The 23750-nt window shown below is 28.1% G+C and carries 25 protein-coding genes; 1 reads left to right on the forward strand and 24 read right to left on the reverse strand.

The features are described from left to right. Nucleotides 1-108 precede the first annotated feature (108 nt). The 14 genes from ispG to KYD98_RS06585 form a co-directional block, all read right to left on the reverse strand. The gene (gene ispG / locus KYD98_RS06520) at nucleotides 109-1158 is read right to left on the reverse strand and encodes a flavodoxin-dependent (E)-4-hydroxy-3-methylbut-2-enyl-diphosphate synthase (protein ID WP_308462444.1); all 1050 of its coding nucleotides are present in this window, start codon (nucleotides 1156-1158) and stop codon (nucleotides 109-111) included. Nucleotides 1159-1170: 12 nt separating this feature from the next. Beyond that, nucleotides 1171-2181, reverse strand: coding sequence for a M50 family metallopeptidase (locus tag KYD98_RS06525; RefSeq protein WP_219778800.1), 1011 nt, complete (start codon nucleotides 2179-2181; stop codon nucleotides 1171-1173). Between the two features lie 16 nt (nucleotides 2182-2197). Further along, nucleotides 2198-3355 (reverse strand): 1-deoxy-D-xylulose-5-phosphate reductoisomerase, encoded by a 1158-nt coding sequence (gene dxr / locus KYD98_RS06530; RefSeq protein ID WP_219778801.1) that lies wholly within the window; start codon nucleotides 3353-3355, stop codon nucleotides 2198-2200. 78 nt (nucleotides 3356-3433) lie between these two features. Then, on the reverse strand, nucleotides 3434-4396 hold the full coding sequence (locus KYD98_RS06535; RefSeq protein WP_219778802.1) for an AI-2E family transporter: 963 nt from the start codon (nucleotides 4394-4396) through the stop codon (nucleotides 3434-3436). Nucleotides 4397-4517: 121 nt separating this feature from the next. Further along, nucleotides 4518-5312 carry a phosphatidate cytidylyltransferase gene (locus KYD98_RS06540; protein ID WP_219778803.1) on the reverse strand — a complete coding sequence of 265 codons (795 nt, stop codon included), beginning with the start codon at nucleotides 5310-5312 and terminating at the stop codon, nucleotides 4518-4520. An 18-nt stretch (nucleotides 5313-5330) separates the two neighbouring features. Beyond that, entirely contained in the window at nucleotides 5331-6089 is a 759-nt protein-coding gene (gene uppS, locus KYD98_RS06545) for an undecaprenyl pyrophosphate synthase (protein ID WP_219778804.1), read from the reverse strand. Between the two features lie 426 nt (nucleotides 6090-6515). Continuing rightward, nucleotides 6516-7073: a ribosome recycling factor gene (gene frr, locus KYD98_RS06550; protein WP_219778805.1), complete on the reverse strand. Its 558-nt coding sequence runs from the start codon at nucleotides 7071-7073 to the stop codon at nucleotides 6516-6518. 10 nt (nucleotides 7074-7083) lie between these two features. Then, on the reverse strand, nucleotides 7084-7797 hold the full coding sequence (pyrH, locus tag KYD98_RS06555; RefSeq protein ID WP_219778806.1) for a UMP kinase: 714 nt from the start codon (nucleotides 7795-7797) through the stop codon (nucleotides 7084-7086). Between the two features lie 107 nt (nucleotides 7798-7904). Continuing rightward, nucleotides 7905-8816, reverse strand: a complete 912-nt coding sequence (gene tsf, locus KYD98_RS06560; protein WP_219778807.1) for a translation elongation factor Ts — start codon at nucleotides 8814-8816, stop codon at nucleotides 7905-7907. A 201-nt stretch (nucleotides 8817-9017) separates the two neighbouring features. Next, nucleotides 9018-9719 (reverse strand): 30S ribosomal protein S2, encoded by a 702-nt coding sequence (gene rpsB, locus KYD98_RS06565; protein ID WP_219778808.1) that lies wholly within the window; start codon nucleotides 9717-9719, stop codon nucleotides 9018-9020. Nucleotides 9720-9984: 265 nt separating this feature from the next. After that, nucleotides 9985-10761 carry a GTP-sensing pleiotropic transcriptional regulator CodY gene (gene codY, locus KYD98_RS06570; RefSeq protein WP_219778809.1) on the reverse strand — a complete coding sequence of 259 codons (777 nt, stop codon included), beginning with the start codon at nucleotides 10759-10761 and terminating at the stop codon, nucleotides 9985-9987. A 189-nt stretch (nucleotides 10762-10950) separates the two neighbouring features. After that, nucleotides 10951-13038: a type I DNA topoisomerase gene (topA, locus tag KYD98_RS06575; RefSeq protein ID WP_219778810.1), complete on the reverse strand. Its 2088-nt coding sequence runs from the start codon at nucleotides 13036-13038 to the stop codon at nucleotides 10951-10953. Between the two features lie 48 nt (nucleotides 13039-13086). Beyond that, the gene (gene dprA / locus KYD98_RS06580) at nucleotides 13087-14145 is read right to left on the reverse strand and encodes a DNA-processing protein DprA (protein WP_219778811.1); all 1059 of its coding nucleotides are present in this window, start codon (nucleotides 14143-14145) and stop codon (nucleotides 13087-13089) included. Nucleotides 14146-14165: 20 nt separating this feature from the next. After that, on the reverse strand, nucleotides 14166-15683 hold the full coding sequence (locus KYD98_RS06585) for a YifB family Mg chelatase-like AAA ATPase (protein ID WP_219778812.1): 1518 nt from the start codon (nucleotides 15681-15683) through the stop codon (nucleotides 14166-14168). A gap of 276 nt (nucleotides 15684-15959) precedes the next feature. Here KYD98_RS06585 and KYD98_RS06590 point away from each other — a divergent pair, with 276 nt between their 5' ends. Then, entirely contained in the window at nucleotides 15960-16331 is a 372-nt protein-coding gene (locus KYD98_RS06590; RefSeq protein ID WP_219778813.1) for a YraN family protein, read from the forward strand. A gap of 55 nt (nucleotides 16332-16386) precedes the next feature. Here KYD98_RS06590 and rnhB read toward each other — a convergent pair whose 3' ends face one another. From rnhB to ftsY, 10 genes are all read right to left on the reverse strand, one after another. Continuing rightward, nucleotides 16387-17214 (reverse strand): ribonuclease HII, encoded by an 828-nt coding sequence (gene rnhB, locus KYD98_RS06595; protein ID WP_219778814.1) that lies wholly within the window; start codon nucleotides 17212-17214, stop codon nucleotides 16387-16389. Then, nucleotides 17198-18064 carry a ribosome biogenesis GTPase YlqF gene (gene ylqF, locus KYD98_RS06600; RefSeq protein WP_219778815.1) on the reverse strand — a complete coding sequence of 289 codons (867 nt, stop codon included), beginning with the start codon at nucleotides 18062-18064 and terminating at the stop codon, nucleotides 17198-17200. The genes rnhB and ylqF overlap by 17 nt, the downstream gene beginning before the upstream one ends. A 308-nt stretch (nucleotides 18065-18372) precedes the next feature. Then, nucleotides 18373-18723: a 50S ribosomal protein L19 gene (rplS, locus tag KYD98_RS06605; protein ID WP_219778816.1), complete on the reverse strand. Its 351-nt coding sequence runs from the start codon at nucleotides 18721-18723 to the stop codon at nucleotides 18373-18375. A gap of 120 nt (nucleotides 18724-18843) precedes the next feature. Further along, nucleotides 18844-19560 carry a tRNA (guanosine(37)-N1)-methyltransferase TrmD gene (gene trmD / locus KYD98_RS06610; protein WP_219778817.1) on the reverse strand — a complete coding sequence of 239 codons (717 nt, stop codon included), beginning with the start codon at nucleotides 19558-19560 and terminating at the stop codon, nucleotides 18844-18846. Further along, on the reverse strand, nucleotides 19550-20047 hold the full coding sequence (gene rimM, locus KYD98_RS06615; RefSeq protein ID WP_219778818.1) for a ribosome maturation factor RimM: 498 nt from the start codon (nucleotides 20045-20047) through the stop codon (nucleotides 19550-19552). Before rimM ends, trmD begins: the two co-directional genes overlap by 11 nt. Nucleotides 20048-20418: 371 nt before the next feature. Next, a complete protein-coding gene (locus KYD98_RS06620) occupies nucleotides 20419-20646 on the reverse strand; it encodes a KH domain-containing protein (protein WP_219778819.1) in 228 nt (75 codons plus the stop codon). Nucleotides 20647-20694: 48 nt separating this feature from the next. Then, nucleotides 20695-20940 carry a 30S ribosomal protein S16 gene (rpsP, locus tag KYD98_RS06625; RefSeq protein WP_219778820.1) on the reverse strand — a complete coding sequence of 82 codons (246 nt, stop codon included), beginning with the start codon at nucleotides 20938-20940 and terminating at the stop codon, nucleotides 20695-20697. A 43-nt stretch (nucleotides 20941-20983) separates the two neighbouring features. After that, nucleotides 20984-22342: a signal recognition particle protein gene (ffh, locus tag KYD98_RS06630; protein ID WP_219778821.1), complete on the reverse strand. Its 1359-nt coding sequence runs from the start codon at nucleotides 22340-22342 to the stop codon at nucleotides 20984-20986. Between the two features lie 13 nt (nucleotides 22343-22355). Continuing rightward, nucleotides 22356-22685: a putative DNA-binding protein gene (locus KYD98_RS06635; RefSeq protein ID WP_219778822.1), complete on the reverse strand. Its 330-nt coding sequence runs from the start codon at nucleotides 22683-22685 to the stop codon at nucleotides 22356-22358. 113 nt (nucleotides 22686-22798) lie between these two features. Beyond that, on the reverse strand, nucleotides 22799-23707 hold the full coding sequence (gene ftsY / locus KYD98_RS06640; RefSeq protein WP_219778823.1) for a signal recognition particle-docking protein FtsY: 909 nt from the start codon (nucleotides 23705-23707) through the stop codon (nucleotides 22799-22801). Nucleotides 23708-23750 lie beyond the last annotated feature (43 nt).

Here is a 23750-nt window from a genome sequence, read left to right on the forward strand (position 1 = left end):
CTCCTCTCCACAAATAAATAGAGGGATTTTCATCCCTCTATTTATTCTTACTTTATATTATAATGCTTTAATAAAAAATATAAAACATTATTTTAATATATTATCGTATTAAAGATTATTTATTTCTTCCATAAGAGCATCTATAAGTTCTTCTTCTTTAACTTTCTTTATAATCTGCCCTTTTTTAAATATAATCCCTTCACCTTTTCCTCCCGCTATACCAATGTCAGCTTCTCTAGCTTCTCCAGGCCCATTTACAACACATCCCATAACAGCAACTTTAATATCTTTATTACAAGACTCTAATCTCTTTTCAACTTCATTAGCAATATTAATAAGATTAATTTGTGTTCTTCCACATGTAGGGCAAGAAACAAAGTTAACTCCACCTTTTTTTAGCCCTAAAGATTTAAGTATTTCAATTGCAACTTTTATTTCTTCAACTGGATCACTAGTTAAAGATACTCTTATAGTATCACCTATCCCCTCAGCAAGAAGAGTTCCTATACCTATACTTGATTTTATAGTACCCTTATTAACAGTTCCTGATTCTGTAACTCCTAAATGAAGAGGATAATTACATTTTTCTCCTATTAATCTATAGCAATCTATCATCATTCTAACATCTGATGATTTTATAGAAACAACTATATCATAAAAATTCATATCTTCTAAAATCTTTATATGTCTTAATGCACTTTCAACTAATCCTTCTGGTGTAGGACTTCCATACTTCTCTAATATATCCTTTTCTAAAGAACCTGAATTAACACCTATTCTTATAGGTATATTTTTTTCTTTGCAAGCCTGTGCAACTAATCTAACTCTTTCAACACTTCCTATATTTCCAGGATTAATTCTTAAAGCTGATATTCCATTTTCAATTGATTTAAGGGCTAATTTATAATCAAAATGTATATCTGCAACTACTGGTATTGGTGATTTTTCAGTTATTTCTTTTAATGCCTCTGCTGCTTCCATATCTAAGACAGCACATCTTATAATCTCACATCCTGCATTATATAATAAATTTATTTGATTTAATGTTTTCTCTATATCTCTTGTATCTGTATTAGTCATTGATTGAATTGTTATAGGAGAATCTCCCCCAACATACACCTCTCCAACTTTAACTTTTCTTGAAATTCTTCTTTTCACTTTTTTCATCTCCTAAAACTTAACGGGGAATATAATATCCTTTATCGTTACTAAAATCATAAGCCCTATAAGTAACATGAATCCTACATAATTTAATGCTCCAACTATCTTATCTGGAACTTTTCTTCGTGTTATTAATTCAATTAATAAAATCACAGTCCAACCACCATCTAATGCGGGAAATGGTAACATATTAAATACAGCTAAACTAACACTAATGAAACCTACAAAGTACACTAAATTCCAAAGTCCACTTTTCGCTGTTGCTGCTGACATCTTAATTATTGTAACCGGACCACCAACATCAGTTTTAACATTAAGTTTTCCTGTAAATAACATGTTAAATGATTTAAATGTTTGAGACACTAAAGATATTGTTTGATTAAAGCTTTGCTTAATACTTCCTCCTAAAGTTGGATTAGTTTCTCTTCCTAAAGAAAATCCAACTTGATATTGCCCTTGTTCATTTTGCACAGGAGTAATTGTAAGATTTTTAATCTCTTCCCCACTTTTTATAGTAAAATTTACTGGTTCTCCTTTTGACATTAATATTCCAGTTAAAACATCATCAGCTGTAAATACTTTTGAATTATTTACTTTCAAGAATTTATCTCCTTCTTGTAAACCTGCTTCATAAGCAGGAGATGCTTCTTTAATAGTTGCTATTTCAGATAAATTATAACCAAATTTTCCAAAAATAGTGGCAAATAATAATATAGCTAATATGTAATTCATAGCTGCTCCAGCAATTATTATACTGATCCTTCTTAAAGGTGACTTAGCAGAAAAACTTCTTTCATCTTCTACATCTTCTTCTTCTCCCATCATCTTTACATATCCGCCTATTGGAAATATTCCTAATGAATACTTAGTTTCCTTCCCTTGCTTTGAAAATATCTTCGGTCCCATTCCTATTGCAAATTCATCAACTTTTACTCCATTTAATTTAGCTAATGCAAAATGTCCAAATTCATGAACTATTATTAATATACCAAAAGCTAATATTGCCCAAATAATATACATTCTACTCCATCCTCTCCTATATACTAGATACTACATATTCTTTAACCTTTTTATCTAAATCAATTATATTTTCTAGTGTTAAAGATTTTATAACTTCATCTTTAAAAACATCCATACATTTTTCTATAATCTCTGATATCTCTAAAAACTTTATTTTTCTATTTAAAAACATCTCTACAGCAGCTTCATTTGCCCCATTTAATATTGTTGGCATAAGTCCACCTATTTTTCCTGCTTTAAATGCAAGGTTTAATGCTTTAAAAGTTTCTAAGTCAGGCTTTTCAAATGTCAACTTAGATACTTCATAAAAATCTAATGTATTAGCAATAAGATTTTTCCTTTCTGTATAGTTAAGTGCATATTGTATCGGCAACCTCATATCTGGTGCACCTAACTGCGCAATTATACTTCCATCAGTATATTCAACCATTGAATGTACCACACTTTGAGGATGAACTACTACTTGTATATTTTCATATGCACATTCAAAAAGCCAATGAGCTTCTATTACTTCAAGCCCTTTATTCATTAAAGTAGCAGAATCAATCGAAATTTTTCTTCCCATATTCCATTTAGGATGTTTTAATGCATCTTCTACTTCTATCTCTTTTAACTCATTTAATTTTTTACCTCTAAAAGGTCCTCCAGAAGCAGTTAAGATTATTTTCTTTAAAGTTTTTAAATCATTTCCTCTTAATGATTGGTATATTGCACTATGTTCTGAATCCACTGGTAATATTTTTACCCCATATTTTTTAGCTTCATTCATAACAAGTTCCCCAGCAACAACTAAAGTTTCTTTATTGGCTAGAGCTATATCTTTTTTAGCTCTTATCGCCTTTATAGTAGGTTCCAATCCTATCATACCAACTAAAGATGTCAATACTATGTCAACCTCTTCTAACGAAGCTATTTTATTAATTCCATCCATTCCCGAAAATACTTTTGTGCCTTTATTATTCTTATTACAATATGTTTCTATTTCTTCTGCACAATCTATATTCATCATTCCCACATATAAAGGATCAAATTCATTTATTATTTCAATCATCTTCTTAACAGATGAATTAGCTGTAGCACCAATTAATTTTAATTCTCCCTTAGATTTTTTAATTACATCTAGAGTTTGCGTTCCAATAGAACCTGTAACCCCTAATATAGAAAGTTTCTTCATTAATTTATCCTCCTAAAAGTATATTATGGATATTATAAAAATAATATTTGTGTATTAATCTTCCATTTCAAAATACATCTAACTATAAATTATTTCTTTAGCTAAAATACTATACATAGGTCCAACTAATATTCCAAGTATACCAAAAATTTGTACACCAATATATATAGAAATCAGTACTAATAAAGGATGTATATCTAGTTTATCACTTAAAAATTTAGCCTCCAAAATTTCTCTTATGACTTGAACTAATATATATAAACACATAAGACCAAAGGCATGTATAAAATCTTTTATTATAATATTGTATATTATAATTGGAATAAATACAATTATAGTTCCAACATATGGTAATATATCTAATGCACCACAAAGTATTCCTAGAATAAATGAATTTGGTATTCTAAGTATTAAAAAACCAATCATAATTTCAAGAGTAGAAATTAATACTAAAATTATTTCTATTGTGAACATTTTACCAAAATTCTCTTTTTGTTTCTTTATTTTTATCATCATTTCTTCAGGAAATAATATAAAAATTATCTTTTGAAGTTTTTCCATATCTACTAAAATAAAAAAAGCTGATATATTTCCTATAAAATAAGCTATTATTCCTTCCCCTGTAGTTAAAGCACCTTTCCTTATAGTTTCCTGATTTATAATGGAAATTACATTTTTACCAATCTCCAGCTTTTCAAATTTAAAATCAATTACAGAACATATATCCTGTATAATTCTATTTATAACTTCCATATTTTTTACATATACCTTTTGAACAATATCAAAAATTCCACTTCCTAAATATAATATTAAAAGAATCATTAAAATATTTATTATAACAATACTTAAAGCCCCTGCTATTTTATCAGGAATATTTAATTTAATCATCATTCTATATAAAGGACTCGCTATTAAGAATATTATAATCATGGATAAAAATGGCTTAAAATAATATTTAATAACATATGTAATTATAAGCATTATTAAAAGTAATATAACTAACGAAATAATTTTTTTATATTTTTGAAAAATACTGTCCACCACCCATAAATTACTTTTTATAATATATGCTTTAAGTTACATTTAAATTATTATTTTATAACAAAAAAACTACCCCAAAAACACAAACATATTTTTGAGATAGTAAAATATATAAGAATAATTATATATTAACTATAAAAGTTAAATAATAAAATACTACTGTAGCTGAAAATAATATACTATCAAATCTATCAAGTATTCCTCCATGTCCTGGAATAAGATTACTATAATCCTTAATTCCAACATACCTTTTAATTGATGAAGCAACCAAATCCCCGAATTGACTAAAAACTCCACATAAAGCACCTATAATCAAATAATGAGATAATGGCATAATAAATTGATAATTATTAACTATAAATCCAAAAATACCACAAAATAAAATTGAGCCTAAAAGTCCTCCTATAGATCCTTCTATTGTTTTCTTTGGCGAAACCTTAGGACACAGTTTATTCTTCCCCAAAAATCTTCCTGCATAATATGCACTTGTATCAGTCATCCAAGAACCTATAAATATAAGCCATACTAAAAATTCCCCGTTAGGTTTTGTATTAACTAAATATACAAAGCTAAAAAGAATTCCTGCATAAATAAAACCTAACAGTGTTAAAGAAACATCTATAAAAGTGTACTTTAAATTTACAACAGGTATAATCAATAATATAAACATAGCAAATATAATAACATACATCATAATGTTAAAATCATTATTCAAAAAATAATATGCTACTAGCAATAAATATCCTATTAATGATACCGGTTTAAATTTTGCATTTTTTAAAGCTTCATAAAATTCCCAAAGCCCCATAACTGATAATAAAATTATAAAAGTTTTAAGATAAATTCCTCCAAGAAAAATAAATATTATAAATGGAGCAATCATAAGTGCGCCCAAATATCTGTTATTAGATTTCAAAAAACAATCACTCCTTTTTTATTTTATTCCACCAAATCTTCTATCTCTATTTTGGTAATCTAATATAGCTTTTTGTAAATCATCTTCATTAAAATCAGGCCAAGCTATATCAGAATACCAGAATTCCGAATAAGCACATTGCCATAACAAAAAATTACTAATTCTTTGTTCCCCTGAAGGTCTAATAATCAAATCTGGATCTGGCATTCCTTTAGTATATATGTAATTTGATATTAACTCTTCATTAATATTTTCAGTTTTTATTTTTGCTTCTTCTAAATCTTTTATTATAAATTTTACAGCTCTAACCAATTCATCTCTTCCACCATAATTTAATGCAAGATTTAAATTTATATCAACGTTTTTGCTTGTTATTTCCATTGCTCTTTCTAAATTCACTTTACATTCTGTAGGAAATTTTTCTATATCACCAAGAACATTTATTTTAACTCCATTTTTATTAAGTTCATCTACTTCTTTTTTTAAATATAAAACTAAAAGTTTCATTAATGCATTTACTTCTTCTTTAGGTCTTTTCCAATTTTCGGTTGAAAATGCATATAAAGTTAAATATTTCACTCCTAATCTTTTTGACTCTTTAACTATCTTTCTTATAGTTTCAACTCCAGCTTTATGTCCCATACTTCTAGGTAAATTTCTTTTTTTAGCCCAACGTCCATTTCCATCCATTATTATAGCTATATGTTTAGGTACATTATTCATATCTAAAATAAGTTCTTCTTTATAACGCTTTTTTGACTTAAATATTTCTAACATCTTCATCCCCCTTTTAATCTGTGCTTTTATTTCTCCTTATATAAAGATTTTAGGTATATGAACAAAAATAACGAATCCCAAATGCTCTGATTATTTTTCATTAGACAAGAAAGTCTATTGATCTTATAACCATTCTATTATGCAAATTTGTTTACGCAGTATAATGGAAAATCGGCTTGACAAATGGACTTATTATTTTTTGATTATACCTTAAAACACAAATTTAAGATTTAGCCATATAAAAGAAAATAATAGTTTAAAAATACTTTTTATATTTTGTCCCAAACAAGCATAAAAAAATCAAGTTAAAAACAAAACTATTAAGTTGGATTTGTCAACAAAATATGTAGTATATTAGTCTATTATTTTTTGAATCTCACATTATTAATTAAGTAAAAAACCTGCTAAATAGCAGGTTTTTAAGATTTATATTGACAGAATCTCTTTTTCTTTTGCAACTATTATATTATCTATTTGTTTTATAATAGCATCAGTCTTCTTCTGAACATCATCTTCACCTTTTTTGATTTCGTCCTCAGATATTTCACCATCTTTTTTTAATCCTTTAATTTTTTCATTAGCATCTCTTCTTATTGATCTTACTGCTACTTTTGACTCTTCCCCTGTTTTCTTCACTTTCTTAACAAGATCTTTTCTAGTCTCTTCAGTTAATTCAGGTATAATTAATCTGATTACAGAACCATCGTTTGAAGGATTTAAACCTAAGTCTGATTTTAATATAGATTTTTCTATATCTTTTAATAGTGTTTTTTCCCATGGTGTTATCATTAATACTCTTGGCTCTGGAGCAGAAATATTTGCCACTTGTGATAACGGGCACATACTTCCATAATAATCCACTTGAATTCTATCAAGCATACTTGGATTAGCTCTTCCTGCCTTCATAGTGCTTAAATCCGTTTCTAAAACAGATATAGTTTTTTTCATTTTTGTTTCTGCATTTTTAATGATATCCTTGATCATGCTTATCCTCCTATTTCTTTTTTACCAAGGTTCCGATGTTTTCACCAGTTATTGCTCTCTTGATATTTCCTGGTTCATCCAATCCAAATACAAGTATTGGAATTTCATTATCCATACATAATGAAGTTGCAGTTGAATCCATTACTTGTAATCCTTGATCTAAAACTTCTATATATGATAGTGTATCATATTTTTTAGCATCTGAATACTTTACTGGATCTTTATCATATACTCCATCAACTTTTTTTGCTAGAAGTATTACTTCTGCTTCAATCTCAGCGGCTCTTAAAGCTGCAGTAGTATCAGTTGAGAAATAAGGATTTCCAGTTCCTGCTGCGAAAATAACAACTCTTCCTTTTTCTAAATGTCTCATCGCTCTTCTTCTAATAAAAGGTTCAGCAACTTCTTTCATCTCTATAGCAGTTTGAACTCTTGTTTTAACTCCAACCTGTTCTAAAGAATCTTGTAATGCTAATGCATTTATACAAGTTGCCATCATACCCATGTAGTCCGCAGTAGTTCTATCCATGCCTTCTCCGCTTCTACCTCTCCAGATATTTCCGCCACCAACTACTGCTCCTACTTCTACACCCATATCAATCAATTCTTTGATTTCTAAAGCTATTCTTTTAGCCACATTAAAATCAAGACCAAATCCACTAACTCCCGCTAGTGCTTCTCCTGAAAGTTTTAAAATTACTCTCTTGTATTTACAATTTGTCATTAAAAAATCCCTCCCGAAATATTAGGTGTTATAAAAATGTATGAAATTAAGTTATTTTCTTTAAAAAAAGAGAACACAGAGTGTCCTCTTTAGTTTTATATATTTTACTATTTTCCGATTTGTTTAGCAACTTCTTCAGCAAAGTTTTCTTCAGCTTTTTCGATTCCTTCTCCTCTTTCAAATCTTACATACTTATTAACTGTAATTGGAGAACCTACTTCTTTAGATTTTTCTTCGATAAACTTAGTTATTGTTTTATCTCCATCTTTAACCCAAAGTTGTTCAAGAAGACAAACTTCTTTGTAGTATTTTTGAATTCTTCCCATAACCATTTTGTCAACGATTTTTTCTGGTTTTCCTTCATTTAAAGCTTGAACTCTGTAAATTTCTTTTTCTTTTTCAAGAGCTTCTTGATCCACATCATCTTTTGATAAGAATAGTGGGTTTGCAGCAGCTATTTGCATACAAAGTTCTTTTGCCACTTCTTCAACTACTGGTGATTCTGTAGCACAAGCAATTTCTACTAGAACTCCAATTCTTCCACCACCATGGATATAGCTCTTAACCACACCATTATCTAATGAGAATTTAACAAATCTTCTTACAGTCATGTTTTCACCAAGTTTAGCAATTAAACCTGTTAAAGCTTCAGTAACTGTAGCTTCTCCATCAAATTTTTCATTGATAAATTCTTCTACTGTTGTAGCTGATGTTGTAACAGCTATTTTAGCTAAATTATCAGCAAATGCTATAAACTCATCATTTGCAGCAACGAAATCTGTTTCACAGTTAAGTTCAACAATTGCTCCACTCTTTTTGTCTTCAGAAATATATGTTTTAACTAGACCTTCAGCAGCAACTCTTCCTGATTTCTTAGCCGCAGCCGCAAGTCCTTTTTCTCTTAATACTTCGATAGCTTTTTCGATATCACCATCTGTTTCTGTTAATGCTTTTTTGCAGTCCATCATTCCTGCGCCAGTTCTTTCTCTTAATTCTTTAACTGATTTTGCAGTTATCATTATTAAATTCCTCCTTAAATATCTATTAATCCTTATATTAATTTAATAATTTATTAAACTAATATTTAGAAGAACTTATCTAAGAGTATACGTTTATATTAAACTCTATAAAAGTTAATTTTCTATATTCTTAGATAAAGGTAACCCTTGCAATTTAGGGTAGAAGACAAAACATATATGTTTTGCCTTCTATTATCTAAACTATTCAGCTAATTCTTCGCCTTGTCTTCCTTCCATGATAGCATCAGCCATTTTAGCAGTTATTAATTTAACAGCTCTTATAGCATCATCATTACCAGGAATTACATAGTCAACTTCTTCTGGATCACAGTTAGTATCTACAATAGCAACTACAGGTATTCCAAGAATTTTAGCTTCTAATATAGCATTCTTTTCTTTTCTTGGGTCAACTACAAACATAGCACCTATGTTACCTGCATCTAAGTTTTTGATACCGCCAAGATTCTTTTCTAGTTTTTCCATTTCTCCCTTTAATTTTATAACTTCTTTCTTAGGAAGAACTTCGAATGTTCCATCTTCTTGCATTGTTTCTATTTCAGCTAATCTCTTGATTCTTGCTTTAATAGTAGTGAAGTTTGTTAACATTCCACCTAACCATCTATTGTTTACAAAGTGCATGTTGCTTCTTATAGCTTCATCTTTTATAGCTTCTTGAGCTTGCTTCTTTGTTCCAACGAAAAGTACATCTTTACCTTCAGTAGCTACTTCTTTAATAAAGTTGTAAGCTTCTTCAGCTTTTTTAACTGTTTTTTGAAGGTCTATGATATAAATACCATTTCTTTCTGTGAAAATGTATGGAGCCATTTTAGGGTTCCATCTTCTTGTTTGGTGTCCAAAGTGTACACCTGCTTCTAATAATTGTTTCATTGATATTACTGACATTTTGTTACCTCCTTGGTTTTTACCTCCATCATCTTCTACTCACAATTCTTCCCTAAAAGGGCACCAAAATCATGAATTGGATGATGTGTGTATTTGTTACCTTAAACAGTATAACATAAGGTGTTTAAGGTATCAACAAAAAAAATTCTTTTTTTATTTATTTAAATAAAATAATTTAACCAAAATAAAAGAAACTAAGTAAAACTTAGTTTCTTTTATTTATAGCTCGTCTAATTTCAATATAATATACATAAATAATCTAATATTATTTTATTTTTTTAAGTTCTTCTAATAATTTTTCATTTAATACTCTAATATAAGTCCCTTTCATTCCTAAAGATCTAGACTCAATTACTCCAGCACTTTCAAATTTTCTTAATGCATTAACAATAACACTTCTAGTTATTCCTACTTTGTCAGCAATTTTTGAAGCAACTAAAAGACCCTCATTTCCATTTAGTTCTTCAAATATATGTTCTACCGCTTCTAGTTCTGAATATGAAAGAGTACCTATAGCTAATTGAACAACAGCTTTTTTTCTTGTTTGCTCACTAAGTTCTTCTTGCATTGCTCTAAGCATTTCCATTCCTACTATAGTAGCACTATACTCTACTAATACTAAGTCATCATCAGTAAATTCTGTTCCGAATCTTGCTAATATAAGTGTACCTAATCTTTCTCTACTTCCCATAATAGGAACTATTGTAGATATCTTATCTTTTGCTTTGCAATCTCCAATTTCAGCGAATACACATCTACCTTGATTATAAAGGTTAGATAAAGTTTCATTACTTTCTAAAAGTGTAAGGTTATAATCTTCTGGAAATTGTTTATCTTCTATAACTTTTTTCTTCATTGCTTCACATTCAAAGCCTTTAGAAAAAGTATATCCTAAAACTTTACCTTTTTTACTTACTATATATGCATTACAGTCTAAAACTTCACTTAAAAGCGAACATATATCTTGAAATGCTAAAGGATCCGTTCCTGATTTTTGTAGAATTTTATTTAATCTTCTTGTCTTATTTAATAGAGACGACATCTTTTATCCTCCTTGTTAACCTCACAATAATACTTGATTATACAAACAGAATATAATCTTTTTGAAAATTCTTAATTTAATGAATTTTCTTGCAAGTCCTAATAATTTTAGTCTATCACATAAAATATAGGTTTACAACAGTATTTTTTTAAATTCGACATAATAATATAGGTATTTTTTATATTTAAGCTATTCATTTTTTTCTTCAGGTACTTCTTTAGTATAATCACATTCTTGATTAGAACATTTAACATACTTTCCTTTACTTTTTGAATATTTAAGAACCATATAAGAATTACATTTTGGACATTTATCTTTAACTGGTTCATACCAACTTACAAATGTGCACTCTGGATACCCTGAACATCCAAAAAATTTTTTTCCTTTTTTGCTCTTTTTAGCAACTATTTTCTTTCCACATTCAGGACATGAAACATCTAATTCTTCAACTATAGGTTTAGCATTCTTACATTCTGGATAACCTGGACAAGCTAAAAACTCTCCATATCTTCCTCTTTTTATTACCATCATACGTCCACATTTATCACATTTAACGTCACTTACTTTATCTTCTATAACTACTTTAGATATTTCCTTTTCTGCTTTTTCAATAGCTTCTTTTAATGGAGTAAAGAATTCCTCAACTATTTTAGTCCAATTCTCTTTTCCTTCTTCAACATTATCAAGCTTCTTCTCCATATCTGCTGTAAAATCTACATCTACAATTTGTTTGAAGTATTCACTTACTATATTATTTACTATAAATCCTAATTCTGTAGGAATTAAATTTTTCTTTTCACGAACTACATAAGTTCTTCCAAGCAATGTAGAAATAGTAGGAACATAGGTACTAGGTCTTCCAATACCTTTTTCTTCTAATAGCTTAACAAAAGAAGCTTCTGTATACCTTGGAGATGGTTGAGTAAAATGTTGTTTTCCTTCAATAGAAGCACTACTTAATTCTTCTCCTTCTTCTAATACAGGTAAAGTAACGGATTTTTCATCATCTTCATTTAAGTATTCATATAATTTCATAAAACCATCAAATTCTATTGTTGAACCAGATGCCTTTAATTTATATTCTCCATTTAATATGTCAATTGAATTTGTATTTAAATTACATGATGCCATTTGACTGGCAACAAATCTATTCCATATTAAAGAATACAATTTATATTGTTCAGGTGTTAAATTTTTCTTTGCTACTTCTGGAGTAATATCAACATACGTAGGTCTAATAGCTTCATGTGCATCTTGTATGTTTTTCTTTCCTTTGTATACTCTTGGTGAAACTGGTACATACTCTTTTCCATATTCACTTTCTATAAATGTCTTAGCACTCGCTTGAGCTTCATCTGAAATTCTTACAGAATCTGTTCTCATATAAGTAATTAAACCAACAGTACCATACCCTTTTACTTCTACACCTTCATAAAGAACCTGAGCAATTGACATAGTTCTTTTCGTCATAAAGTTTAATTTTTTACTAGCATCTTGTTGAAGTGTACTTGTTGTAAATGGAGGTAAAGGATTTTTGATTTTCGTTCCTTTTTTTATTGATTTTACTATAAAGTTATTTTCATTTAATTCTTCTATTATATTATTAGCTTCTTCTTCATTATTAATTTCAAATTTTTTACCTTTATATGTTGAAAGCCTTACTGGAAACTTTTTTCGTTCTTTCTTTAATATACAATCAACTGACCAATATTCTTTTGGAACAAAAGCCTTAATTTCCTCTTCTCTATCACATATTAATTTTAATGCTGCCGATTGCACTCTTCCTGCACTAAGTCCCCATTTAACATTTTTCCATAAAATCGGACTTATTTCATAACCTACAAGTCTATCTAATATTCTTCTAGCTTGTTGTGCATCAACTAAATCTAAATCTATTGTTCTAGCTTGTTTTATAGCGTCTTTAACCGCTGTTTTAGTAACCTCATTAAAAACTATTCTGCAATTTTCTTCTTCAGATATTTTTAAAATATTAGCTAAATGCCATGAAATTGCTTCTCCTTCACGGTCGGGGTCAGTTGCCAAATATACTTTGTCAGCTTTTTTAGCAGCTTTTCTAAGCTTATCTATTAATTCTCCCTTACCTCTAATAGTTATATACTTAGGTGTATAATTATTTTCTATATCTACACCTAATTTACTTTTGGGCAAATCTCTAACATGCCCCATAGAGGCTTCCACAATATAATTTTTTCCTAAATATTTGCCGATTGTTTTTGCTTTTGCCGGCGACTCAACAATTACAAGTTTTTGACCCATAGCTACCACTTCATAAAAATTTTATGAAGTACTCACCCCCTAAATTCTTTAGATTATTTTTATATAGTAATTACCAGGAAGGCAAATTATCTCATTTTTTATTTGCATTTCAAATAATAACGCATATAAAGCCCCTCTGTCAACACAGGTATTTTTAAATATCTCATCAATATGAACCGGCGAATCCGTAATAATGTCTAAAATTTCACTTTTTTCGGGCCTAATTGACATAGATTTTATATTTATATTAGTTCCTTCAAAAAATCTATGCAAATCTTCCACTCCTGTTAAAATTTCACATCCATCTCTTATCAGTTTATTAGATCCAGTTGATCCCTTATGTAAGATAGAACCTGGTACAACTAAAACTGGCTTACTTTGTTCTTGTGCTTTTCTAGCTGTAATCAAAGAACCACTTTTTTCTGTTGCTTCTATAACAATTACACCATCACTTAATCCACTAATTATTCTATTTCTTAGTGGGAAATTGCACTTTAACGGTGGCATCCCAAATGGAAACTCTGAAATAATTAATCCATTTTGTATAATTTTAGAAAACAAAACTTTATTTTCTGGTGGATAAACGATATCTATGCCACATCCTAGCACTACTATTGTTTCACCATTGTTTTCTAAAGAAGTTTTATGAGCAATAGAATCTATACCTCTTGCTCCACCGCTTATAATCGCTATATTATTAGTAATAATCTCCTTTGTCAAGAGCTTTGTTACAGCTAAACCATAATTAGAGCACTTTCTCGCACCCACAATTGCTAAAGATTTTTTATTTATTAAATCAATATTTCCTTTATAAAACAAATAATAAGGTGGATTTTCCATTTGCCTTAACTTCTCTTTATATAAAGGATTAGAGTAGGTTATATATCCTACTCCAGTCTTATTTAATAGTTTATTTAAATTTATTACTTCATATAACAAATTATTCTTTTCAAAATTTTTTATTTTTTTTAATAAACTTTTGTTTTGTTTTAGAATATCCTCAAAATTATTATATATATTTTTTTCATTTTCATACTTATCTATTAATTTAATTTTTTGATTATTACTTATATCTAATAACATTAACCATAATTCATAATTCATCATATAAATTCTCCTTTTACTATTTATATAACTTCTCCATTTATATTTTTTCTATAACTAAAAGCCTCTAATATATGGCCTTCTAAAATTTCTTCACTTTTTTCTATATCTGCTATTGTTCTAGCTAGTTTAATCACCTTTCCATATCCTCTTAGTGATACACTAGAGGTATTATAATAATGTTTTAATATTTCTTCACATTTTTTACTTATCTTACATATATCAAATATATCCTTTCCTTTTATATCGGAATTATATTTATACTTAGTATTTTTGAATCTTTCTTTTTGAATTTCTCTTGCTTTCATTACATTCTGTTTCATTAATTCAGAATTATAGGAATCCTCTCTCTTTTCAATATCTTCATAATTTAATCTAGGTACAAAATTTAATATATCAATTCTATCTAACAAAGCACTTGAAAATTTTTTAAAATACTTTTTAGTATGATATCCAGAATATAATCTCTCATCTAAAATTTCATCTTGTTTTTCTTCTGTTGGATTAAATGCACCCACCAACAAAAAATTAGCTGGCATTGTATAACTTCCACTAAGTCTATTTATATTAATATGTTTTTCTTCTAATGGTTCTCTTAATGCTTCTAAAACATCTTTTTTAAACTCTAATACTTCATCTAAAAATAATATTCCATTATGTGCTAGTGTTATTTCTCCTGCCTTAACTTCTCTTCCTCCACCAGTTAAAGCAGTTTTCGTCGTTGTATGATGTGGTGCTCTAAAAGGACGTCTTAAAACTGAATTTTTTATCATAAGACCTGATGCACTATATATCTTAGCTACCTCTATTAATTCTTCTTTAGATAATGATGGTAGTATTGATGTTAATGCTTTTGCAAGCATTGTTTTTCCTGATCCCGGTTCCCCATACAGTAGTATATTGTGATTACCAGCAGCAGCAATTTCCAATGCCCTTTTAGATGAATACTGTCCTATAACTTCCCCATAATCTAAGATCTCGGTATTATTCTCTTTAACCTTTAAATCAGTATTCTCATAAGGAAGTAAATCATTATATGTAATATAAGAAACAACTTCTTTTAAATTGTTAAATGGATAATACTTTCCCTCTTCAAAATAATAACTTTCTTCTAAATTTTCATAAGGAAAAATAAATTTATTTATGTCTTTATTTATCCCTTCTATTATTATTGGTATTGTTCCTTTAACGCTTTTTAATTCACCAGATAAAGATAATTCTCCAAATACTATATGTTTATCTGTTAAATTATTTTTTATCTGTCCAGAAGCAATAAGTATTCCTAAAGCAATAGGCAAATCCAAAAGCGAACCTATTTTCTTTACATCAGCTGGTGCCAAATTAATAGTTATTCTTCCTAAAGGAAAATCAAAACCACTATTTAAAATAGCTGCCCTCACTCTTTCTTTCGATTCTTTAACAGATGTATCTGCAAGACCTACTATTGAAAACATAGGTAATCCTTTTGATATATCAACTTCTACTTCTATTAAAAATCCTTCTAAACCATTATTTGTTGCACTTATTATTTTTACAGACATATATATCACCCCTTTAAGATTATAGACATAGATTTCCAAATTAATCACATCAACATATTTTTAGAAGTAATTTGCTTAAGCAGTATCACATAAACTAGACGATTATGCAAGCTATCATTTTTAAATATAGATTTTTATAATAAAACAAAAGGTTACCTTTTATAATATTCTAATAAGAATGTATAAAGTTTCTTTAATTAGTTAAGTAATAAAATAACAATTTAAAAGTTTATACAATAATTAAAACTTAATGATATACTTTAGGAGACTTTATTAATGAAAAAATTAAACAAAGGTATTGGTGACTATTGCGAATTATTAGCAAAGAACTATTTACTTAATAATAAGTACACAATTTTAGAGTGTAATTTTAGAAATTTTTTAGGTGAGATAGATATTATCTGCTTAAAGAATGATCTATTAATAATATTCGAAGTAAAAGGAAGGTATAATTGTAATTATGGAATGCCAAAGGAAGCTGTATCTATTTCTAAACAAAATTCTATAATAAAAGTTACTAAATCATATATTGCATATAAAAATCTTCAATATATAAATGTAAGATTTGATGTTATTGAAGTATATTTAAATTCACATAATCAGTCATTTAAAATTAATCACTTAAAAGATGCTTTTAGATTATATTAAAAATCGTCCTACAAATGTTTTTTACATTTATAGGACAATTTTTTATTATACATTATTAATTATTATCAGATAAAATTTTAGTTAAAAAACTATCTCTATGTATATCACACTTTCCATATTTTTTTAATCCATCTATATGTTTTTGTGTTCCATATCCCATATTATTTTCAAAATCGTAATAAGGATATTTTAAAGCATATTCGCTCATAAGCTTATCTCTATAAACTTTAGCAAGTATTGAAGCTGCAGCAATACTTGCACTTTTAGTATCTCCTTTTATTACAGATTTATTGTCTATTTTTACATTCTTAATTAAATATCCATCTGATAAAACTAAGTCTGGTTTTATTTCTAAAGAATTACATGAATCTAAAAAAACCTTATTATTTGAAAAAGCTATTCCTTTCTGATCTATTTCATAATTTGATGAAATACCTATATGATATGCTAATGCTTTTTCTTTAATAATTTCTGCAAGCTCTTCTCTTTTGCTAGGTTTTAACTTCTTTGAATCATTTAAATACAAAATTAAATTTTCTTCTAATACATCTAAATCTAAAATAACAGCGCAAGCAACAATCGGTCCTGCTAAAGGTCCTCTTCCAACCTCGTCAACCCCGGCAATAATCTTGTAATCTCCAAAAGATTTATCAAAATTATACATTGTTCTTACTCTTTTAATTTCATTTAAATATAAATCTAATTCTTTCTTTATATTATTGCCTAGTGAAGATACATTTTTTCTTTTATCGTTTAATAAAACTTTAATTAATTCTATTAATTCTTTATTTTTATAATTTTCTTGAATGGAAATGCAACTTATTTCTTCTTTTATATTCTTATATGATAATTTACTTATGTCATAATTAAGAAAGTTCTTCATTTTTAACACCTGGACGTTCTAATGATATTTTTCCGATTTTTCCACCTCTAAATTCATCTAATAAAATAACTGCTATTCTATTATAGTTAATTTGACCACCTGAAATTAAAGCACCTCTTTTTCTTGCTATAGCATTTAAAGTTTCTAATGGATCTTCAAAAGTTTCTGATATCTTATATCTCTCTTTTAATTTATCACCATAATACATTTGTAGTCTTTCAACAAGCTTATAAGAAAGTTCTTCTATATCCATTATTTCGTCTTTTATAGCTCCTGTAAAGGCTAAATTTAAAGCTGTTTCATCATCTTCAAATTTAGGCCATAATACTCCTGGAGTATCTAAAAGCTCTATTCCTATAGAAGTCTTTATCCATTGTTTACTCTTAGTAACCCCTGGTCTATCTCCAGTCTTAGCTATACTGTTTCTAGCCATTTTATTAATAAAAGTTGATTTACCTACATTAGGAATACCTACTACCATAACTCTAGTTGTTATATTAACCATTCCCTTTGATTTTAACCTATCATGTTTTTCTTTTAGTAATGATAATAACATTGGTTTAATAGCCTTTAATCCATCACCTTTTAAACAGTTTACTTCTAATACCTTAACTTCTTCTTTTGTCAAGTCTTTAATCCAATCTTTTGTAACTTTATCTTCTGTTAAATCACTTTTATTTAAAAGTATTATTCTTGGCTTACCTTTTAATAAATTGTCAATATCAGGATTAGCTGAGCTTCTTGGGATTCTAGCATCTCTTATTTCTATAACAGCATCAACTAACTTTAAATTTTCTTTTATTTCTCTTTGGGTTTTTTTCATATGCCCTGGGAACCAATTAATTGCCATTTGTTATTCCTCCTTTTAATTAACTATCTATTTTTGCAAACTAAATTTTTATTTTTTATTCTTTAGAGTATTTAGATTTATTTTCTCTAAATTTCGTTTGATAAAATTATCTTAAATTCTAATTTTTATATCTATTACGAATTTACATCTAAAGTAAAATCATAAAAAGTAACATTAAATAAAAAGGGATAATTGTAACATCTTTATAATATTCTAAAGAATAAAAGGGGGCTTAAAGCCCCCAATCAGCATACTTTTTATTTAATATAGAAAAAAAGAGGACTGAAACAGTCCACCTTTTAATCTAACTATCTAGTTAATAATTCTTTAACTTTTGCAGCCTTACCAACTCTATCTCTTAAGTAGTAAAGTTTAGCTCTTCTTACTTTACCTCTTCTTGAGATTTCGATCTTTTCGATTATTGGTGCATGCATTGGGAATGTTCTTTCAACACCACATCCATAAGCAACTCTTCTTACAGTGAAAGTTTCTCTTAATCCACCGTTTTGTTTCTTAATTACAGTACCTTCGAACATTTGTACTCTTTCTCTTGTACCTTCTTTAACTTTAACATAAACTTTTACGTTATCACCAATTTTAAAGTTTGGTATGTCAGTTCTTAATTGTTCAGCTTCAATAGCTCTTATTATTTCGTTCATTGTGCATTCCCTCCTTAAAAGATAATTTGACGCTCTTAACAGAATTTCTACATGACAGAGGAACGCCCGTACTAGCACAGAGTCAATAATAACATATTTTTTTATATGTTTCAACATAATTTATTTATTTTTTATTCCCAAAAGTTTTTTATCTTCTTTTGTTAAGTTAATATTCTTATATAAGTCAGATCTTCTTTGTTTTGTTATATTTAATGATTGCAACCTTCGCCATTTTCTTATATTTTCATGATGACCTGATAAAAGTATATCTGGTACACTTTCACCTTCAAATTCATGTGGTCTTGTATACTGAGGATATTCTAAAAGACCATCTGAAAATGATTCTTCCATAAAACTTTCTTCTTTTCCTAAAACTCCTGGTATAAGTCTAAGTATAGAATCAATAACTGGAATTGCAGCCATCTCACCACCTGTTAAAATAAAATCACCTAAAGAAAATTCCATATCAATATGTTTATATACACGTTCATCTATTCCCTCATAATGCCCACACAAAAATATTAATCCCTCTTCTTTTGATAATTCTTTTGCAACTTCTTGATTAAATGTTTTTCCTCTGGGTCCTAAAAAAATCACCTTAGCATTATTGGTTTCTTTCGCAGCCTTTATTGTATCTACAATAGGTTGAGGAGCCATAACCATACCTGCCCCTCCACCATATGGATAATCATCTACTTTTTTATGCTTACTTAAAGTATAATCACGTATATTAAATATATCAAAATTTATTATATTATTTTCTTGCGCTCTTCCTATAATGCTATGATTAAAAATCGAAAACATTTCCGGAAATAATGTAAGTATACTAATCTTCATCTTGCCACTGTCCAACTGGTTTAATTACTATTTTCTTTTCTGTTATATCAATATCTAGAACTATATCTTTTAAAACAGGAATTAATAATTCTTTAGGTTGCTTTATCCAATATACATCATTATTTGGAGTATTAATTACATCAAATATTTTTCCTAATTCTACTCCTTCAGTATCATAAACATCACAACCTATTAGATCTACAATATAATATGTATCTTCTTCAAGTGGCTGTTGCTCATTTCTAGGTGTCTCAATATATTTTTGTTTATAAGTTTCAGCATCATTCATAGAATCTATACCTTCTATTTTTAAAATAACTCTATCTTTTTGAAATTTAACACTTTGTATTTTTCGTTCTTCACCATTAATTAAAACAGTTTTTAACTTTTTAAACTTTTTAACATCATCAGTTAATGGATATACCTTAACTTCTCCTTTAATTCCATGAGTATTTATTATTTGTCCAATCTTAAATAATTCTTCCAATATTTTCACTTCCTTCAGCTTTATGTTTAATTCATATATTTTAATCAATGTTGATATTTTATTATAATATATAAGTTCCAATAAAGTTTGTTCATTAATATAAATCTTAAAATATTTATAAACGTTATGACTCACCAATATAGTGAGAAACTTATATAAAAAATTTATGATATATATGCTTCTAATTAGATATTGTTAATTAAAGATATAATTTTTTATAAAAATTATATAAAAGATTATAAATGTATTAACTTAATTAGAACATATATATTAACATAGCTTTTTATACTAAAATATCAACACTGATTTTAAAATATAATCTTTATTTTAAATGCTTAAAAAGAGTTAGGAATAACCCTAACTCTTTATTTTTAAATAATTTCTACTATAACTCGTTTATTTTGTTTGATGGCTACAGATTTTATAACGGTTCTTATTGCTTTTGCTATTCTTCCTTGCTTACCAATAACCCTGCCCATATCTTCTGGGGCTACTTTCAATTCTAAAATTATCGATTGTTCTCCAATTATTTCATTAACAGTAACTTCATCTGGATTATCAACAAGTGATTTAGCTATAAACTCAACTAATTCCTTCATAAACCTCTATAATTAGTATTACTAATTATAGACTTCACCTCCACAAAATTACTTGCTAATACCTGCTTGAGCAAAAAGCTTTTTAACTACATCTGTTGGTTGTGCACCATCTTGTAACCATTTGTTAGCTTTTTCTTCGTTAATCTTAACTTCAGCTGGTTCAGTTATTGGATTGTAGTAACCAATTTCTTCGATGAATCTACCATCTCTTGGACTTCTTGAATCTGCAACAACTACTCTGTAGAAAGGTGCTTTTTTAGCTCCCATTCTTCTTAATCTAATTTTAACTGCCATTTTAATTTCACCTCCTTCAAAAATAACTATCTATAATTCTACTCTAGAAAGGCAACTTTCCAAACAAACCTTTTTTAGCTTGCTTTTGTAATGATTTCATTTGTTTCATGTTTTTTTTCATCATATCATAGCTTTTCATGAGTTTATTAACTTCTTGTATTGTTGTACCTGATCCTTTGGCTATTCTCTTCTTTCTAGAACCTGCTGTAGATCCCGAATTAAGCAAGCTAGGATTTCTTCTTTCTTTAGCTGTCATTGATTGAATTACAGCCTTTGTTTTATTCATAGCTTCTTCACCTTTAGCTAAATCAACACCTTGGAGTTCTTTTGAATTCATTCCAGGTATCATTTCTAAGATTTTATTCAAAGGTCCAAGCTTTTTCATTTGCTCCATAGCCATTAGATAATCATCAAAATTAAATTCTTGATTTAACATTCTTTTACCTAAATCAGCTGCTTCTTTTTCATCTATTGCTGACTGAGCTTTTTCTATAAGAGATAATACATCTCCCATACCTAAAATTCTTGAAGACATTCTATCTGGATGGAACACTTCAAAATCATTCATCTTTTCACCAGTACCAATATATTTTATTGGTCTATCAATAATTGTTCTGATAGAAAGAGCTGCTCCACCTCTAGTATCACCATCTAATTTAGTTAATACAACACCAGTTATATTTAAATCATTATTAAAACTTTCTGCAACATTTACTGCATCTTGACCTGTCATTGAATCAACAACTAAAAGTATTTCTGATGGTTTAACATTTTCTTTAATATCTTGTAATTCCTTCATAAGATCTTCGTCTATATGAAGTCTACCAGCTGTATCTATAATAACAACATTATTACCATTATCTTTAGCGTGAGCTATACCAGCTTTTGCAATATCAACTGGATTAACTTTATCCCCCATAGAAAATACTGGAATCTCAATTTGCTTTCCAACTACCTCTAATTGCTTTATAGCTGCTGGTCTATAAACGTCACATGCAACTAACAATGGTTTTTTATTGTTTTTTCTAAGTTGTAATGCAAGTTTACCACACATAGTAGTTTTACCTGCTCCTTGTAAACCAACTAACATAATAACTGTAGTGCCTGAACTAGAGTAATTAAGTTTACTCTCACTTCCACCCATAAGATTAGTAAGTTCTTCGTTAACTATTTTAATAACTTGTTGCCCTGGTGTTAAGCTTTCAAGTACTTCACTTCCAACACATTTAGAGCTAACATTTGAAATAAATCCTTTAACAACTTTATAGTTAACATCTGCTTCTAATAATGCAAGCTTTACTTCTCTCATGGCTTCTTTTATATCTTTTTCAGTTAGCTTCCCTTTACCCTTTAACTTTCTAAAAGTTTCCTGTAATTTTTCGCCTAAACCTTCAAAAGCCATGTTTACCTCCTCCTTATAAATTTTCTAGTCTTTCTTTTAATATTAAATATTCATCGTTATTTATAGAATATTTTTCTTTTATATCATCTAAAAAATTTATAATATCTTTTTCTCTTTTTATACTCTTTTGAAATAAGTTAAGCTTACTTTCATATAACAGAAGTTGTTTATAGCATCTTTTAATTAAATCATGAATTGCTTGACGACTTGTTTTATTTAATTCAGCTATTTCTGCTAAAGATAAATCGTCATTATAGTACAATTCCATAATGCTACGTTGTTTTTCAGTTAATAACGGACCATATAAATCCATAAATAATGAAATTTCAACTCGATCTTCCATAAAATCACCTTACCCACAAAAGAGATTTTAACAGCATTTATTATGGCTGTCAAGTATTTTTACTTAACAGTTAATTTTTTTAGACATTTTTTATATTTATTATTATTTTACTTCTAAATTAATGCTTCTGCAAAGCTTTCTGCATCAAATTCTTGTAAATCTTCTATTCCTTCTCCTACCCCTATATATCTAACAGGAATATTTAAACTTTGTTTTATAGAAAGTACAACTCCTCCTTTTGCAGTTCCATCTAACTTAGTTAAAATTATGCCATCTATAGGACAAACCTCCATAAATTGTTTTGCTTGAATAACTGCATTTTGACCTGTTGTTGCATCTAATACCAATAAAGTTTCTTTTTTTATACCAGCTAATTCTCTATCAATTATTCTATTTATTTTTTCTAATTCATTCATTAAATTCTTTTTATTATGAAGTCTTCCGGCAGTATCACATATTAATACTTCAGTATTTCTAGCTTTTGATGCTTCAATAGCATCAAATACTACTGCTGCTGGATCTGCTCCTTCTGTATGTTTTATTAAATCAACCTCTGCTCTTTTACTCCACACTTCTAATTGATCTATTGCAGCTGCTCTAAATGTATCTGCTGCAACAAGTAAAACTTTTTTCCCATCTTTTCTATTTTTAGCTGCCAACTTTCCTATTGATGTAGTTTTTCCTACCCCATTAACCCCAATTACCAGCATCACTTTCTTTTCATCATCACCATCTTCATAACTGCCTTCTAATAACATTTCTTTTATTACTTCTTTTAATGCTGGTTTAACTTCTTGAGGATCATTTATTTTTTCTTTACGTATCTTATTTTTTAATCTTTCTATAATGTCTATAGTAGTATCCATACCTATATCAGATGTTATTAATATTTCTTCTAACTCTTCATATAAATCTTCATCTATAGATATTGCTATATTTAAAGCTTCATTTATTTTGTCAGTTAAATTATCTCTAGTTTTAGTTAATCCCTCTTTTAATTTATTAAACAAATTTCCAAACAAATCTAATTCCTCCTAAATTTTAAGTATATTTAATTAAATTCTA

This window comes from Clostridium weizhouense (assembly GCF_019431045.1).
GTDB lineage: Bacteria > Bacillota > Clostridia > Clostridiales > Clostridiaceae > Clostridium > Clostridium weizhouense.